A 15,573-nucleotide genomic window follows, 5' to 3' on the forward strand; every position below is an offset into this window, starting at 1 on the left:
CGCCAGCTCCTACAGGGGCGGCGTCCCCGTGATATGGTTCCCCACCAGTACCTCCGCCCTACCAGAGAGCCCCAATGGCCACGACCACCTCACTTCACCCAGGTTTCATGATCGTTCAGGGCAACCGCCTGGATGACCTGCGCAACCTGGTGGTGAGCGTGATGCGTCGCTACCCCCTGGCACCCCTGGAAAACGAAATCGCCCTGGTGCAGAGCAACGGTATTGCACAGTGGTTGAAGCTGGCCCTGGCCGAAGACCCACAGGACGACGACCAGGGCGGCTGTGGCATTGCCGCAGCCATCGATGTGCAATTGCCCGGCAGCTTCATGTGGCAGCTGTACCGCCGTGTATTGGGGCGCGATGAAATCCCCGAAGTGTCGCTGCTGGACAAGGCGCCGCTCACCTGGCGCCTGATGCGGCTGCTCCCGGAGGTGATCGAGCGGCCGCACTTCGAACCCCTGCGCCGGTTCCTCACCGATGACAGCGACCTGCGCAAGCGCTACCAGCTGGCCGAGCGCCTGGCCGACCTGTTCGACCAGTACCAGGTCTACCGTGCCGACTGGCTCAAGGACTGGGCGTCCGGCGCCCATGTGCTCAACACCGCGCGGGGTGAGCGCAAGCCTTTGGCGGCGGGTAACCGCTGGCAGGCCGAACTGTGGCGGATCCTGCTTGAAGATGTGGGCGAAGCGGGCATGGCCCAGAGCCGCGCCGGTGTGCACCAGCGCTTCATCGAACGCATCAACAGCCTGGAACAGGCGCCTGCCGGCTTGCCGGCCCGGCTGATCGTGTTCGGCATCTCGTCGCTGCCCGCACAGATTCTCGAGGCGCTGGCGGGCCTTGCCCGTTTCAGCCAGGTGCTGCTGTGCGTGCACAACCCTTGTCGCCACCACTGGGGCGATATCGTTGCCGACAAAGACCTGCTGCGTCACCAGTACAAGCGCCAGCAGCGCAAGCAGGGCATGCCCATGCAACTGGATGACGAGCTGCTGCACCAGCACGCCCACCCGCTGCTCGCCGCCTGGGGCAAGCAGGGCCGTGACTACATTAATCTGCTCGACAGCTACGACGACCCAGGCAGCTACCAGACGGTCTTCAGTGACGGCCGCATCGACCTGTTCAGCGACGCTGATCCCCAGACGCTGCTCAACCAGCTCCAGGACGACATCCTCGAACTGCGCCCACTGGCGGAAACCCGTGAGCAGTGGCCAGCAGTCGATCCGACCAAGGACCGCTCCGTGCGCTTTCATGTGGCCCACAGCCCTCAGCGCGAAGTCGAGATCCTGCATGACCAGTTGCTGGCTCGCTTCAGTGCCGACCCTACGCTGCGGCCCCGGGACATCATCGTCATGCTGCCGGCGATCGACACCTATGCCCCGCACATCCGCGCAGTGTTCGGCCAGTTGGAACGCAGCGACCCCCGCTACATCCCCTTCACCCTGACCGACCAGGGGCAACGCGGCCGCGACCCGTTGCTGATCGCCCTCGAGCATCTGCTGAAACTACCCGACAGCCGTTTCGCCGTCAGCGAGGTGCTCGACCTGCTTGATGTTCCAGCGGTACGGGCCCGCTTCGCGATCCAGGAGAGCGACCTGCCCACCCTGCATCGCTGGATCGAAGGCTCCGGCATCCGTTGGGGCCTGAGCGCCGAGCAGCGCGCCAGCCTGGGGCTGCCCGAAGGGCTGGAGCAGAACAGCTGGCGATTCGGCTTGCGGCGCATGCTGCTGGGTTACGCCGTAGGCGTGGGTGAGGGCTGCGACGGTATCGAGCCGTATGATGAGATCGGCGGTCTGGATGCGGCCCTGATTGGCCCACTGGTGGCTTTGCTCGAGGCCCTGGACATTGCCTGCCAGGCACTCTCGCAGCCGGCCACGGCGACACAGTGGGGCGAGCGCCTGCATGCCCTGCTGCAGATCTTCTTCCTGGCCGAAGACGAACACGACGAGTTGTTGCTGGTACAGCTCCAGGACCTGCGTGACACCTGGCTGGAGACCTGCGACGCAGTCGGCCTGCAGGATCTGTTGCCGCTCACCGTGGTTCGCGAGGCCTGGTTGTCGGGCCTGGACCAGGGCAAGTTGTCCCAGCGCTTCCTCGCCGGCTCGGTCAACTTCTGCACCCTGATGCCCATGCGCGCCATCCCTTTCCGCGTGGTCTGCCTGCTGGGCATGAATGACGGTGACTACCCCCGCGCCCAGCCGCCACTCGATTTCGACCTGATGGCCAGTGACTACCGCCCAGGCGATCGTTCACGCCGGGAGGACGACCGCTACCTGTTGCTCGAGGCGCTGCTGTCAGCCCGCGACCAGCTTTATGTCAGCTGGGTCGGGCGCAGCATTCGCGACAACAGCGAGCGGCCCGCCTCGGTCCTGGTCGGTCAACTGCGCGACCACCTGGCCGCAGGTTGGCAGTTGGCAGGCGCTCGGCAGGGGCAGCGGGAAGACGCGGGCCAACAGCTGTTGCATGCCCTGACCCAGGAACACCCGCTGCAGCCCTTCAGCCTGCGCTATTTCCAGAAAGGCAGCCCGTTGTTCAGCTTCGCCCATGAGTGGCGGGTGTTGCATCAGCAGGACACGGACAACGCTGCGCAGCACACGCCACTGTCGACCTACAGCAGCGATGAGCCGTTGAGCCTGGTGCAGTTGCAGGATTTCCTGCGCCACCCGGTACGGCACTTTTTCAGCCAGCGCCTCAAGGTGTTCTTCGAGGCGCTGGAAGCGCCGACCCCGGATGAAGAACCCTTCGTCCTCGATGCACTGCAACGCTATGGCCTGAGCGAAAGCCTGCTGGGCGCGGCGCTGGCCGACCCGGACAATGCCGAGCGCGCCCTGCAGACCCAGGCCCGACGCCTGCAGGCCTGCGGCATGCTGCCCCTGGCCGGCTTCGGTGAAGCGTTGCAGGCCGAATTGATCCAGCCGCTGCCGGACTTGTTGCAACGCCACCGCCAACTGCTGCAACGCTGGCCGACCTTGGTCGAAGGCGCCTTGCCGATTCATTTCGAACAGGGCGCGCATCGCCTGGAGGGTTGGCTGGGGCGCGTGTACCAGGCCGACGACCAAAGCCTGCTGAGTATCGCCACCGTGCCCAATACCCTCAGCGCCGGGCGCAACAGCCTGAAGTGGCATCGGCTGATTCCAACCTGGGTCATGCACCTGGCTGCATGCGCTTCGAGTTATCCCCTGCACAGCGCGCTGGTGGCCAGCGACCTGACCCTGCTGCTCGCCCCGTTGCCGCAAGCCGAGGCCGCCGAGCGTCTGGGCGAGCTGCTGGTGGCGCGCCAGGCCGGCATGAATACCCCGCTGCCGGTGGCGGCCAAGACCGCGTTCGCCTGGCTGGCCCAGGAAGACCCGGACAAGGCCCAGGCCGCCGCCATCCGCGCCTATGAAGGTGACGGGCAGATCAGCTACGGTGAACGCAGCGAAAGCCTGGCCCTGGCCCGTCAGTACCGTGATTTCGCCACCCTCGCCCTGGACGAAACCTTCGAAGGCTGGTGCGAAACGCTGTACCGCCCCCTGTTCGCAGCACCCTGGCAGACCCTGGGTAATCCGGAGAGTGCCCAATGAGCCAAACCCGCCCACTGGCATTGCGTTTCCCACTGCATGGCAGCCAGCTGATCGAAGCCAGCGCCGGTACCGGCAAGACCTTCACCATCTCGGCGTTGTACCTGCGGCTGATCCTGGGACACGGCGGCGAGCAGGGCTTTGCCCGCGAACTGCTGCCCCCACAGATCCTCGTGGTGACCTTCACCGACGCGGCCACCAAGGAGCTGCGCGAGCGTATCCGCACGCGCCTGGCCGAGGCGGCGCGGTTCTTCCGTGACGAGCTGGACGATGCCGATCCACTGCTGCACCAACTGCGCGACGATTATCCTCAGGCGCACTGGTCGCGCTGCGCCAACCGCCTGGAGATCGCCGTGCAGTGGATGGACGAGGCCGCGGTGTCGACCATTCACGGCTGGTGCCAGCGAATGCTGCGCGAGCACGCCTTCGACAGCGGCAGCCTGTTCACCCAGAGCCTGGAAACCGATCACAGCGAACTGCTCGGCCAGGTGATGCGCGATTACTGGCGACGCTTCTGCTATGGCATGCATGGCGAGGCCTTGGCTTGGGTGCGTGGCAACTGGGGCAGCCCCGATGCATTGCTGCCGCGTATTCGCCCGCTGTTTGGACGGGTACGTGACGAGCGAGACGATGCCGAACCCCAGGCATTGATCGAAGCCACCCTGCGCCAGCGCACCGAGCAGTTGGGCCAGCTCAAGGCCCCCTGGAGCGTCTGGGCGGATGAGCTGCAGCAGATCTGCCGCGATGCCGTGGCCGCGAAGCAGGCCGATGGCCGCAAGTTGCAGGCGCGCTACTTCGAGCCCTGGTTCGACAAGCTGCGTGCCTGGGCAGGCGATGAGCAGGCGATGGAGCTGGACCTGGGCACGGGCTTCACCCGGCTGACAACCGCTGGCATGGCCGAGGCGTGGAAGTCTGGCGAGCCGCCGGAGCACCCGGCCCTGCGCGCCATGGAAAACCTGCGCGAACAATTGCAGGGGCTGGCCAGCCCCGATGTCCGGCTGCTCGAACATGCCGCCGCCTGGGTGTCGGCACGCTTCGAAGTGGAGAAGCGTCGCCGCGCGGAGATGGGTTTCGATGACATGCTCTTGCGCTTGCAGCAGGCCTTGGGCAGTGAGGCTGGCGAGCGTCTGGCCGGGTTGATCCGCGAGCAGTTTCCAGTAGCGCTGATCGATGAGTTCCAGGACACCGACCCGGTGCAGTACGGCATCTTCGAGCGCATCTATCGCATCAGCGAGAACAACCCGGATACCGGGCTGTTCATGATTGGTGACCCGAAGCAGGCCATCTACGCCTTTCGCGGTGCCGATATCTACACCTACCTGGCAGCGCGCCGTGCCACCAGCGGCCGTCTGCACAGCCTGGACACCAACTTCCGTTCGAGCCAGGCCATGGTCGCGGCGGTGAACCGTGTATTCCTCCAGGCCGAGGAGCGTGGTGAAGGGCGTGGCGCCTTCCTGTTCCGCGTCCATGGCGACAACCCGTTGCCGTTCGTTGAAGTCCACGCCAAGGGGCGCGCCGAGCAGCTGCTGGTCGACGGCCAGCCTTGCGCAGCCTTGCACTGCTGGCAACTTGAGAGCGACGAGCCGGTCTCCAACACCCTCTACCGTCAGCGGCTGGCAGCCAGCTGCGCCAGCCATATCGTGGCCTTGCTCAATGGCGGGCAACAGGGCGTCAGCGGTTTTGCCGACAAGGACGGCACGCTGCGTCCCTGCCAGCCATCCGATATCGCCATCCTGGTGCGTGACGGCCGTGAGGCGCAACTGGTCCGTGCCGAGCTGGCCGCCCGCGATGTGCGTAGCGTGTACCTGTCGGACAAGGACTCGGTATTCACCGCACAGGAGGCCCGTGACCTACTGGCCTGGCTCAAGGCCTGCGCCGAGCCGGATTCCGAGCGCCTGCTCAAGGCCGCCCTGGCCAGCCTCACCCTCGACTTGCCGCTGATCGACCTGGAGCAGTTGAACCAGGACGAGCGGGTCTGGGAAAACTGGGTGATGCGCTTCCGGCGTTACCGCGACACCTGGCAACGCCAGGGCGTGCTGCCGATGCTGCGCCGCCTGCTGCACGATTTCCAGCTACCGCGCAGCCTGATGGCGCGCAGTGATGGCGAGCGGGTGCTGACCAACCTGCTGCACCTGGCCGAGCTGCTGCAGCAGGCGGCTGGCGAGCTCGATGGCGAACAGGCGTTGATCCGCCACCTCGCCGAGCACCTGGCCAATGCCGGGCAGGTGGGAGAGGAGCAGATTCTGCGCCTGGAAAGCGACGAGCAACTGGTCAAGGTGGTGACCATCCACAAGTCCAAGGGCCTGGAGTACCCCTTGGTGTACCTGCCGTTCATCTGCACCAGCAAACCGGTGGATGGCCAGCGCCTGCCCCTGGCCTGGCATGACGACGACGGCGTGGCGCACCTGACGCTTACCCCCGATGCCGAGCAGATCGAGCGCGCCGACGACGAGCGCCTGGCCGAAGACCTGCGCCTGCTCTATGTCGCCCTGACCCGTGCCCAGCATGCGTGCTGGCTGGGTGTCGCCGACCTCAAGCGCGGTACCCAGCGTAGTTCGCAGCTGCACCGCTCAGCCTTGGGCTACCTGCTCGGCGGCGGCTCGGCGCTGAAGGCGTCGGGCGAACTGAGCGAATGGCTGCGGATGCTGGTCGCAGACAGCCCGGCCATCGCCAGCGGGCCGGTGCCGGAGGCGGACGCGCAGTGCTATCGCATGCCCGAGAGCCAGCGTGAGCTACTGGCGCCACGCAAGCCGCGACGTGCGGCGGCCGAGCATTGGTGGATCGCCTCCTACAGCGCCTTGCGCGTGGGCGACCAGACCCTGGTCGCCGACAGCTCCCAGGCCCAGCAACTGCTGGACGACGAGGTGCTGGACAGCCTGCAATTGCGCGAAGTGCCTGCCGAGGAGGGTGATATCCACCGTTTCCCCCGTGGCCCGAACCCTGGAACCTTCCTCCACGGCCTGCTGGAGTGGGCCGGCAATGAAGGCTTCGCCGAGGTCGCGGCACAGCCGAAGCGGCTCGAGGACACCGTTGCCCGACGCTGCAACCGGCGCGACTGGAAAGGCTGGATCCCCACGCTCACCCAGTGGTTGCAGCAGATGCTGGTGCAGCCGATGCCGCTGACGGATACCAGCCTCACCCTCGGCAAACTGGGTCAGTACCAGATCGAGATGGAGTTCTGGTTCGCCAGCCACAACGTCGATGCCGTGCAGCTCGATCAGCTGGTGCTGCGCCACACCCATGGCGGCGTGGCCCGGCCGGGCGCACAGCCGACCCAACTCAATGGCATGTTCAAGGGTTTCATCGACCTGGCCTTCGAGCTGGACGGGCGTTACTACGTGGCCGACTACAAGTCCAACTGGCTCGGCCCGGATGCCCAGGCCTACGGGCTGCTGGCCATGGAGCAGGCGATCCTCGAGCACCGCTACGACCTGCAATACGTGCTCTACCTGCTGGCCCTGCATCGGCAACTGCGCGCCCGCCTGCCCGATTACGATTATGACCGCCATATCGGCGGTGCCCTGTTCATCTTCCTGCGTGGTGTGACGCCTGCGGGCCATGGCCTGTATCACGCCCGGCCACCCCGTGCGCTGATCGAGGCGCTGGACGCGTTGTTCCGGGGCGCCCATGCCCCCGAACAGCAGGACCTGTTTGCCGGAGCCGCGCCATGAGCCGAAGCCTCGATGACCTGCTGCCCACCGCCCTGCAAGCCGAGCACCTGAGTGCGCTGGCGCCCCTGCGCGATAGCCAGGATCTGCTGGCCCTGCTCGACCGTTGGGTGGAACGCGGCTGGCTGCGGGCCCTGGACCGCGCGTTCGTGAGTTTTCTCGAAGAGCGTGCCCCGGGCAGCGACCCGCTGGTGCTGCTGGCGGCGGCCCTGGCCAGCCATCAGTTGGGCCATGGCCATGTCTGCCTGGACCTCGCGCAGACCCTGGCCGAGCCGGACTTCGCCCTGTCGTTGCCACCGGAAGGGGATGCCCTGGCCGGGCCATTGCTGCTGCCTTCGCAACTGCTGGCCAGCCTTGACCTGAACACGTGGTTGCAGCGTATCGGCGAAAGCGCCCTGGTGGCCGATGGCGATGCCACCGAGCAACGCCCCCGACCCTTGGTGCTCAGCGCACAACGCCTGTACCTGCGCCGCTACTGGACCTACGAGCGGCGCATCGACGCTGCCCTGCACGAGCGTCTGGCCCGCCTGCAACCCCAGCAGGACGATCTTTCGTTGCGCCTGGCGCAACTGTTCGAAGGTGGTGCGTCGGGTGCCGAGGTGGATTGGCAGAAACTGGCCTGCGCTCTCGCCACCCGCGCCGGGTTCAGTGTCATCACCGGTGGCCCCGGCACCGGCAAGACCACCACCGTGGTGCGCTTGCTCGGCCTGTTGCAGGGGCCTGCGGTGGAGCAGGGCCGGCCCTTGCGCATCCGCTTGGCGGCGCCCACCGGCAAGGCCGCGGCACGCCTGACCGAGTCCATCGGGCAGCAAGTCGAACGGTTGCAGGTGGCTGATGAAGTGCGTGCGCACATCCCCACTGAAGTCAGCACTGTTCACCGCCTGCTCGGCAGCCGCCCGGGCTCGCGCCATTTCCGCCACCATTCAGGCAACCTGCTGCCGCTGGATGTGCTGGTGGTCGACGAGGCGTCGATGATCGACCTGGAAATGATGGCCAACCTGCTCGATGCGCTGCCGCCCAACGCACGGCTGGTGCTGCTGGGTGACAAGGACCAGCTGGCGTCGGTGGAGGCGGGGGCGGTGCTGGGGGACCTGTGCCGTGATGCGGAAGACGGCTGCTATTGGCCACAGACCCTCGCTTGGCTGGAACAGGTGGGCGGCCAGTCGCTGAGTGGCATCGGCCTGAAGCCGGGCGATGGTCAGCGTAACCCGCTGGCCCAACAGATCGTCATGCTGCGTCATTCCCGACGTTTCGGCGAAGGCAGCGGTATCGGCCAGCTGGCGCGTCTGGTCAATCGTCAGCAGGCCAGGGAAGCCCGTGAGTTGTTGGCGAGCCATCCACAGGATGTCTTCTGCCTGACCCTGGGTGGCGAGCACGACAAGCGCTTCGACCGCCTGCTGCTCGATGGCCTCAACCAAGGTGCCGACGGCCCGCAAGGCTATCGCGGCTACCTGCGCGCCATTGGCCGCCTGCGTCCGCCGCCCGGTACCCCCACCGACGATCCGCGCTGGGAGCAATGGGCCGGGGAAGTGCTGCACAGCTTCGAGGACTTCCAGTTGCTCTGCGCCGTGCGCAAGGGCGCCTGGGGCGTCGAGGGCCTGAACCAGCGGGTGGCGCGGGTACTGCACAATGCCGGGCTGATCGACAGCCAGCAAGCCTGGTACGAGGGGCGCCCGGTGTTGGTGACGCGCAACGACTATGGCCTGGGGCTGATGAACGGTGACATCGGCATCGCCCTGCGCCTGCCGGACGACCAGGGCCAGGCCCTGCTGCGCGTCGCCTTCCCGCGCAACGACGGCAGTGGCGGGGTGCGTTTCGTCCTGCCCAGCCGCCTGAGCGAGGTGGAGACCGTGTTCGCCATGACCGTGCACAAGTCCCAGGGCTCGGAGTTCAGCCACACCGCGCTGGTGCTGCCCGACGCGCTCAACCCGGTGCTGACCAAGGAACTGGTGTACACCGGTATCACCCGGGCGAAGCACTGCTTCAGCCTGATCGAGCCGCGCGCCGGGGTGTTCGAGGAGGCCGTCGGGCGCAAGGTCAGGCGGGTTTCCGGCTTGATGCTGGAACAGGTGTGATACGGGCGGAGCGACGCGGTGTGCTATCGTTGCGGCATTATCCGGAAACCCTCTGAGAGATTTCCTTCCATGACAGTGGCTGTCTCGGCCTTGAGACGCGTGATGGGCTGTGTGCTCTCGCTGCTGACGGCCATGCTGTTGTCGAACAGCGCCCCCGCCTGGGCGGGCAGCGCCGCGTCGGATGCGCAGGTCCAGCAGCGAGCCAAGGCCGTGACCCAGGTGGTGCTGGGCATTCTGAGCTACGCGCGCTGGCCCGCCGAACCCAACCCCTTGCGCTTGTGCCTGGTCGGCCCAACCGAATACGCGGACGACCTGATCAAGGGCAATGTGCAGAATTCCGGGCACGCCTTGCAGGTACGGCGTTTGCTGGCCGGTGACGCCAGCGTCAGCAGTGGTTGTGACGCGGTCTATATCGGCAAGCTCGACAACGCCCAGCGCGAACAGCTGTTCAAGGCCATCAACGGCCACCCGGTGCTGAGCATCAGCGAGGCCGACGATCCGTGCACCGTGGGCAGCCTGTTCTGCCTGCGGGTCGGCGACCAGCAGGTGGCTTTCGACGTCAACCTCGATTCGGTGACGCGCAGCGGTGTGCGCATCCACCCCAGTGTGCTGCAGCTGTCGCGGCGCCGGGCGGGGCAGCCATGAAGCGGCGCTTCAGCCGGCCGACGCTGCGCGCGGTGCTCGGTCGAGGGCACCTGAGCGTGGCGCTGCTCGCCGCGGGCCTGGCCGGCGTGCTGGTAACCTTGCTGGGCGTGGCGGCGCTGCGGGTCTACGCCAACCACAACCTGCACCTGATCGCCCGCTCGATCAACTACACCGTCGAGGCCGCCGTGGTCTTCGACGACAGCGCCGCAGCCAATGAAGCCCTGGCGCTGATCGCCTCCACCGAAGAGATCGCCGACGCCAAGGTCTATGACAACGATGGTGACCTGCTCGCCCATTGGCAACGCGACGAGCAGGGGGTGATGGCGCAGTTGCAGACCCAGGTGGCGCGCAGCCTGCTGGAGGAACCGATCAACCTGCCGGTGCAGCACATGGGCCAGAAGGTCGGCCATATCGAACTGACCGGGCAGGGCGGCAACCTGGTGCGCTTCATGCTCAGTGGCCTGGTGGGGATCCTGGTGTGCACCGTGCTCAGCGCGGTGCTCGCCCTGTACCTGTCGCGCCGCCTGTTCGGCGATATCATCCGCCCGTTGCGCCACCTGGCCAGCGTCGCCCACGCCGCCCGGCGCGAGCGCAGTTTCGACCGGCGCGTGCCGGAAACCCAGATCGCCGAACTCAACGAGCTGGGCAATGACTTCAATGCGTTGCTCGACGAACTGGAGGTCTGGCACAGCCACCTGCAGAGCGAGAACGAGACCCTGGCGCACCAGGCCAGCCACGACAGCCTGACCGGCCTGCCCAACCGCGCCTTCTTCGAGGGCCGCCTGACCCGCAGCCTGCGCAACGCCGCCCGCCAGCAGGAACACCTGGCGTTGCTGTTCCTCGACAGCGATCACTTCAAGCGGATCAACGACAGCCTCGGCCACGCGGTGGGTGACCAGGTGCTGATCAGCGTCGCCAGCCGGGTGCGCGCGCAGTTGCGCGAGCATGACCTGGTGGCGCGCCTGGGCGGTGACGAGTTCGCCGTGCTGTTGTCGCCGCTGCAGGCGCGCGAGGACGCCGAGCGCATCGCCGAGAAGATCGTCGCCAGCATGAGGCTGCCGGTGCAGCTGGAGGATGGCAACAGCATTACCACCTCGCTGAGTGTCGGTATCGCCTATTACCCGGACGATGGCCAAGACCCGGCCAGTCTGCTCAATGCCGCCGACGCGGCGATGTACCAGGCCAAGCGCAAGCGCCGTGGCCATTGGCAAGTGGCCCAGCCGGAACGCCAGGCCACTGACGTTAAGAACAGGAGCTGAACTGTGATCTACCGCCTACCTTTCCTGCGTTTCCCCGTTCTGGCCGTGCTGCTGGCGCTGCTAACCCTCACGGGTTGCCAGAGCGTGCCGCCCAAGGGGCTGACCCCCGAGCAGGTGGCCGTGCTCAAGCGCGAGGGCTTTGCCCCGACCGACGAAGGCTGGGCATTCGACTTGTCCGGCAAGGTGCTGTTCGGCAGTGACCTGGACAGCCTCAACAGCGCCAGCGAGTCGATCGTCGAGCGCATCGGCAAGGCCTTGCTGTCGGTGGATATCCAGCGCGTGCGCATTGATGGCCATGCCGATGCCTCGGGCAAGGCGGCCTACAACCAGCAGTTGTCGGAGCGCCGCGCCCAGAGCGTGGCCAAGGCGCTGATCGGCATTGGCATGCAGCCGCAGAATATCCAGACCCGTGGGCTGGGCAGCAGCCAGCCGGTGGCGGACAACCGCACCAGCGCCGGGCGCCTGGAGAACCGTCGTGTATCGATCGTGGTGGCGTCGGACTGACGGGCCCTGTTCGCCGGCAAGCCGGCTCCTACGGGCTTATGTAGGAGCCGGCTTGCCGGCGATGGGCCGCAACGCGGCCCCAATCAATCCTGGGCGAATTTCATCTCGCGGGTCTCTCCCATCAACAACGGCGCATTGGCCTCGGTCACTTCACGGATGTAATCCCACAGCAAGGTGATCCGCTTCAACTTGCGCAGGTCCTCCCGGCAGTACATCCAGAACTGCCGCGTCACCTCGATTTCCTCCGGCAACACCGTCACCAGCCGCGGATCCTGCGCCGCCAGGAAGCACGGCAGGATCGCCAGCCCACGCCCCTGCAATGCCGCCGTGTACTGGGCGATCACGCTGGTGCTGCGCAGGTGGGCGTTGGCGTTGGGGATCAGGTTGGCCAGGTACAGCAGCTCCGAGCTGAACGCCAGGTCGTCTACGTAGCTGATGAACGGGTGGCGCGCCAGGTCGGCGACTTCGCGAATCGGCTCATGGCGGTCGAGATAATCCTGGGTCGCGTACAGGCGCAGGCGGTAGTCGCACAGCTTGCAGCACACATACGGCCCATGCTCGGGCCGCTCCAGGGCGATGACGATATCGGCCTCGCGCTTGGACAAACTGATGAAGTGCGGCAACGGCAGGATATCCACCGAGATCGCCGGCCAGGCATCGACGAAGTGGCTCAGCTGCGGGGTCACGAAGAAGCTGCCGAAACCTTCGGTGCAACCCATGCGCACATGCCCCGACAAGGCCACCCCCGAGCCCGACACCTGCTCGCAGGCCATGTGCAAGGTGCTTTCGATCGACTCGGCGTAGCCCAGCAGGCGCTGGCCCTCAGCCGTGAGGACGAAGCCGTTGGTCCGCGATTTCTCGAACAGCAAAGTGCCCAGTGCCCCTTCCAGTGAACCGATGCGCCGCGACACCGTGGTGTAGTCCACGGCCAGGCGCTTGGCCGCACTGCTGGCCTTGCGGGTGCGCGCTACCTCAAGAAAGAACTTGAGGTCGTCCCAGTTCAGCGCGCTCAGGGAGGTGAGGTCTTTTTGCATGATGATCCGGTTTTTTTGTGCATTCTTGTTGGATGTTTGCACATCTATACTCGATCTCAGCCCCTGTACGCCACCCCGTGTCCCTGCCGGCGTAGGCGTCTTCGTTCCGACAATAATTCCAAGGAGAGCGCAGATGAACGCACCCCAGAACCCCGCCCAGACCCAGGTCGAGCAGGTCAAGCTGCTGATCGACGGCCAGTGGGTCGAGTCGAAGACCACCGAATGGCGCGACATCGTCAACCCGGCCACGCAACAGGTGCTGGCGCGGGTGCCGTTCGCCACCGTCGAGGAAGTCGACGCCGCCGTGGCCGCCGCCGAACGCGCCTTCAAGACCTGGCGCGACACCCCCATCGGCGTACGCATGCGCATCATGCTCAAGCTTCAGGCGCTGATCCGCGAACACAGCAAGTGCATCGCCGTCACCCTCAGCGCCGAGCAGGGCAAAACCATTGCCGACGCCGAAGGCGATATCTTCCGTGGCCTGGAGGTGGTGGAGCACGCCGCCTCCATCGGCACGCTGCAGATGGGCGAGTTCGCCGAGAACGTCGCCGGCGGTGTCGACACCTACACCCTGCGCCAGCCGATCGGCGTGTGCGCCGGCATCACCCCGTTCAATTTCCCGGCGATGATCCCGCTGTGGATGTTCCCGATGGCCATCGTCTGCGGCAACACCTTCGTGCTCAAGCCGTCCGAGCAGGACCCGCTGTCGACCATGATGCTGGTCGAGCTGGCGCTGCAAGCCGGCATCCCGGCGGGCGTGCTCAACGTGGTGCACGGCGGCAAGCAGGTGGTCGATGCGATCTGCACCCACAAGGACATCAAGGCGATCTCGTTCGTCGGTTCGACCGAGGTCGGCACCCACGTCTACAACCTGGGCAGCCAGCACGGCAAGCGCGTGCAGTCGATGATGGGTGCCAAGAACCACGCCGTGGTGCTACCCGATGCCAACCGCGTCCAGACCGTCAACGCCCTGGTCGGTGCCGCGTTCGGCGCGGCCGGCCAGCGCTGCATGGCCACCTCGGTGGCGGTGCTGGTGGGCAAGGCCCGCGAGTGGCTGCCGGATATCAAGGATGCGGCGAGCAAGCTCAAGGTCAACGCCGGCAACGAACCGGGCACCGACGTTGGCCCGGTGGTCTCCAAGCGCGCCAAGGAACGTGTGCTGGGCTTGATCGAAAGCGGCATCAAGGAAGGCGCCAAACTCGAGCTCGACGGCCGTGACGTGAAGGTCCCGGGCTACGAGCAAGGCAACTTCATCGGCCCGACCCTGTTCTCCGGCGTGAAGACCGACATGCAAGTCTACACCCAGGAAATCTTCGGCCCGGTGCTGGTGACACTGGAAGTGGACACCCTCGACGAGGCCATCGCCCTGGTCAACGCCAACCCGTTCGGCAACGGCACCGGCCTGTTCACCCAGAGCGGCGCGGCGGCGCGCAAGTTCCAGAGTGAGATCGATATCGGCCAGGTCGGCATCAACATCCCGATCCCGGTACCGGTGCCGTTCTTCAGCTTCACCGGCTCGCGCGGCTCCAAGCTCGGCGACCTCGGCCCGTACGGCAAGCAGGTGGTGCAGTTCTACACTCAGACCAAGACCGTCACCGCCCGCTGGTTCGACGACGACAGCGTCAACGACGGTGTGAACACCACCATCAGCCTGCGCTAAGGAGTTCGTCATGCGTATCGCATTCATTGGCCTGGGCAACATGGGCGCGCCCATGGCCCGCAACCTGATCAAGGCCGGGCACCAACTGAACCTGTTCGACCTGAACCAGACCGTGCTCAGGGAGCTTGCCGGGCTGGGCGGGCAGGTCAGCGCCTCGCCGAAGGCGGCCGCCGCCGACAGCGAGCTGGTGATCACCATGCTGCCAGCCGCCGCCCATGTGCGCAGCGTGTACCTGGACGAAGAAACCGGCGTACTGGCTGGCATCCGCCCCGGCACCCCGACCGTGGATTGCAGCACCATCGACCCGCAGACGGCCCGTGACGTGTCGAAGGCCGCGGCGGCCAAGGGCATCGACATGGGTGATGCGCCGGTCTCTGGCGGCACCGGTGGCGCGGCGGCCGGCACCCTGACCTTCATGGTCGGCGCCAGCGCCGAACTGTTCGCCACGCTCCAGCCGGTGCTGGCGCAGATGGGCCGCAACATCGTGCATTGCGGTGAAGTCGGCACCGGCCAGATCGCCAAGATCTGCAACAACCTGCTGCTGGGCATCTCGATGATCGGCGTGTCCGAGGCCATGGCCCTGGGCAACGCGCTGGGTATCGATACCAAGGTGCTGGCCGGCATCATCAACAGCTCGACCGGGCGCTGCTGGAGCTCGGACACCTACAACCCGTGGCCGGGCATCATCGAGACCGCACCGGCTTCGCGCGGCTACACCGGCGGCTTTGGCGCCGAGCTGATGCTCAAGGACCTGGGGCTGGCCACCGAGGCCGCGCGCCAGGCGCACCAGCCGGTGATCCTCGGCGCCGTGGCGCAGCAGCTGTACCAGGCCATGAGCCTGCGTGGTGAGGGCGGCAAGGACTTCTCGGCGATCGTCGAGGGTTATCGCAAGCAAGACTGACATAGCGAGTGGGCTTGATCGCGAGCCGGACGGCTTTCCCTCTGTAACTGCGCACCAGGGGGAGGGGTGTTCGGTTCGCGATTTTTTTTGAGTATGCGTCGTGGTCAGTGTAGGGGCTGACGCGAGATACCGCGTTGGCTTCTTCGCCGGCAAGCCGGCTCCTACAGATCCGGCGCGGGCCCGGTAGGAGCCGGCTTGCCGGCGAACCAGGCGACGCAATGGATCTGACGCTTTGCATTCCTTGCATGTTTTCAGGTGCCGCGTACCTGGCAT

General features: G+C 66.3%; 9 protein-coding genes. 8 read left to right on the forward strand and 1 reads right to left on the reverse strand.

Translation table 11 applies throughout. From position 1 onward, the window contains the following. Positions 1-74: 74 nt before the first annotated feature. From recC to yfiB, 6 genes are all read left to right on the forward strand, one after another. On the forward strand, positions 75-3,557 hold the full coding sequence (gene recC / locus NGM28_RS25270) for an exodeoxyribonuclease V subunit gamma (RefSeq protein ID WP_252092022.1): 3,483 nt from the start codon (positions 75-77) through the stop codon (positions 3,555-3,557). Next, the gene (gene recB / locus NGM28_RS25275) at positions 3,554-7,225 is read left to right on the forward strand and encodes an exodeoxyribonuclease V subunit beta (protein WP_252092023.1); all 3,672 of its coding nucleotides are present in this window, start codon (positions 3,554-3,556) and stop codon (positions 7,223-7,225) included. Before recC ends, recB begins: the two co-directional genes overlap by 4 nt. Then, on the forward strand, positions 7,222-9,297 hold the full coding sequence (recD, locus tag NGM28_RS25280; protein WP_252092025.1) for an exodeoxyribonuclease V subunit alpha: 2,076 nt from the start codon (positions 7,222-7,224) through the stop codon (positions 9,295-9,297). Before recB ends, recD begins: the two co-directional genes overlap by 4 nt. A gap of 69 nt (positions 9,298-9,366) precedes the next feature. Further along, complete coding sequence (yfiR, locus tag NGM28_RS25285; RefSeq protein WP_252092027.1) at positions 9,367-9,942, forward strand: regulatory sequestration protein YfiR; 576 nt, start codon at positions 9,367-9,369, stop codon at positions 9,940-9,942. Continuing rightward, positions 9,939-11,201 carry a diguanylate cyclase DgcN/YfiN gene (gene dgcN / locus NGM28_RS25290; protein WP_240066823.1) on the forward strand — a complete coding sequence of 421 codons (1,263 nt, stop codon included), beginning with the start codon at positions 9,939-9,941 and terminating at the stop codon, positions 11,199-11,201. The genes yfiR and dgcN overlap by 4 nt, the downstream gene beginning before the upstream one ends. Before the next feature lie 3 nt (positions 11,202-11,204). Further along, positions 11,205-11,705, forward strand: coding sequence for an outer membrane lipoprotein YfiB (gene yfiB, locus NGM28_RS25295; protein WP_240066822.1), 501 nt, complete (start codon positions 11,205-11,207; stop codon positions 11,703-11,705). An 83-nt stretch (positions 11,706-11,788) separates the two neighbouring features. Here yfiB and NGM28_RS25300 read toward each other — a convergent pair whose 3' ends face one another. Continuing rightward, the gene (locus tag NGM28_RS25300; RefSeq protein ID WP_252092029.1) at positions 11,789-12,739 is read right to left on the reverse strand and encodes a LysR family transcriptional regulator; all 951 of its coding nucleotides are present in this window, start codon (positions 12,737-12,739) and stop codon (positions 11,789-11,791) included. A gap of 133 nt (positions 12,740-12,872) precedes the next feature. Here NGM28_RS25300 and NGM28_RS25305 point away from each other — a divergent pair, with 133 nt between their 5' ends. Both NGM28_RS25305 and mmsB read left to right on the forward strand, forming a co-directional pair. Next, positions 12,873-14,399, forward strand: a complete 1,527-nt coding sequence (locus NGM28_RS25305) for a CoA-acylating methylmalonate-semialdehyde dehydrogenase (RefSeq protein WP_252092031.1) — start codon at positions 12,873-12,875, stop codon at positions 14,397-14,399. Positions 14,400-14,409: 10 nt separating this feature from the next. Then, on the forward strand, positions 14,410-15,300 hold the full coding sequence (gene mmsB, locus NGM28_RS25310) for a 3-hydroxyisobutyrate dehydrogenase (RefSeq protein WP_252092033.1): 891 nt from the start codon (positions 14,410-14,412) through the stop codon (positions 15,298-15,300). The last annotated feature ends 273 nt before the right edge of the window (positions 15,301-15,573 follow it).

Source organism: Pseudomonas sp. MWU13-3659 (genome assembly GCF_023757525.1).
GTDB classification, from domain to species: Bacteria; Pseudomonadota; Gammaproteobacteria; order Pseudomonadales; family Pseudomonadaceae; genus Aquipseudomonas; species Aquipseudomonas entomophila_E.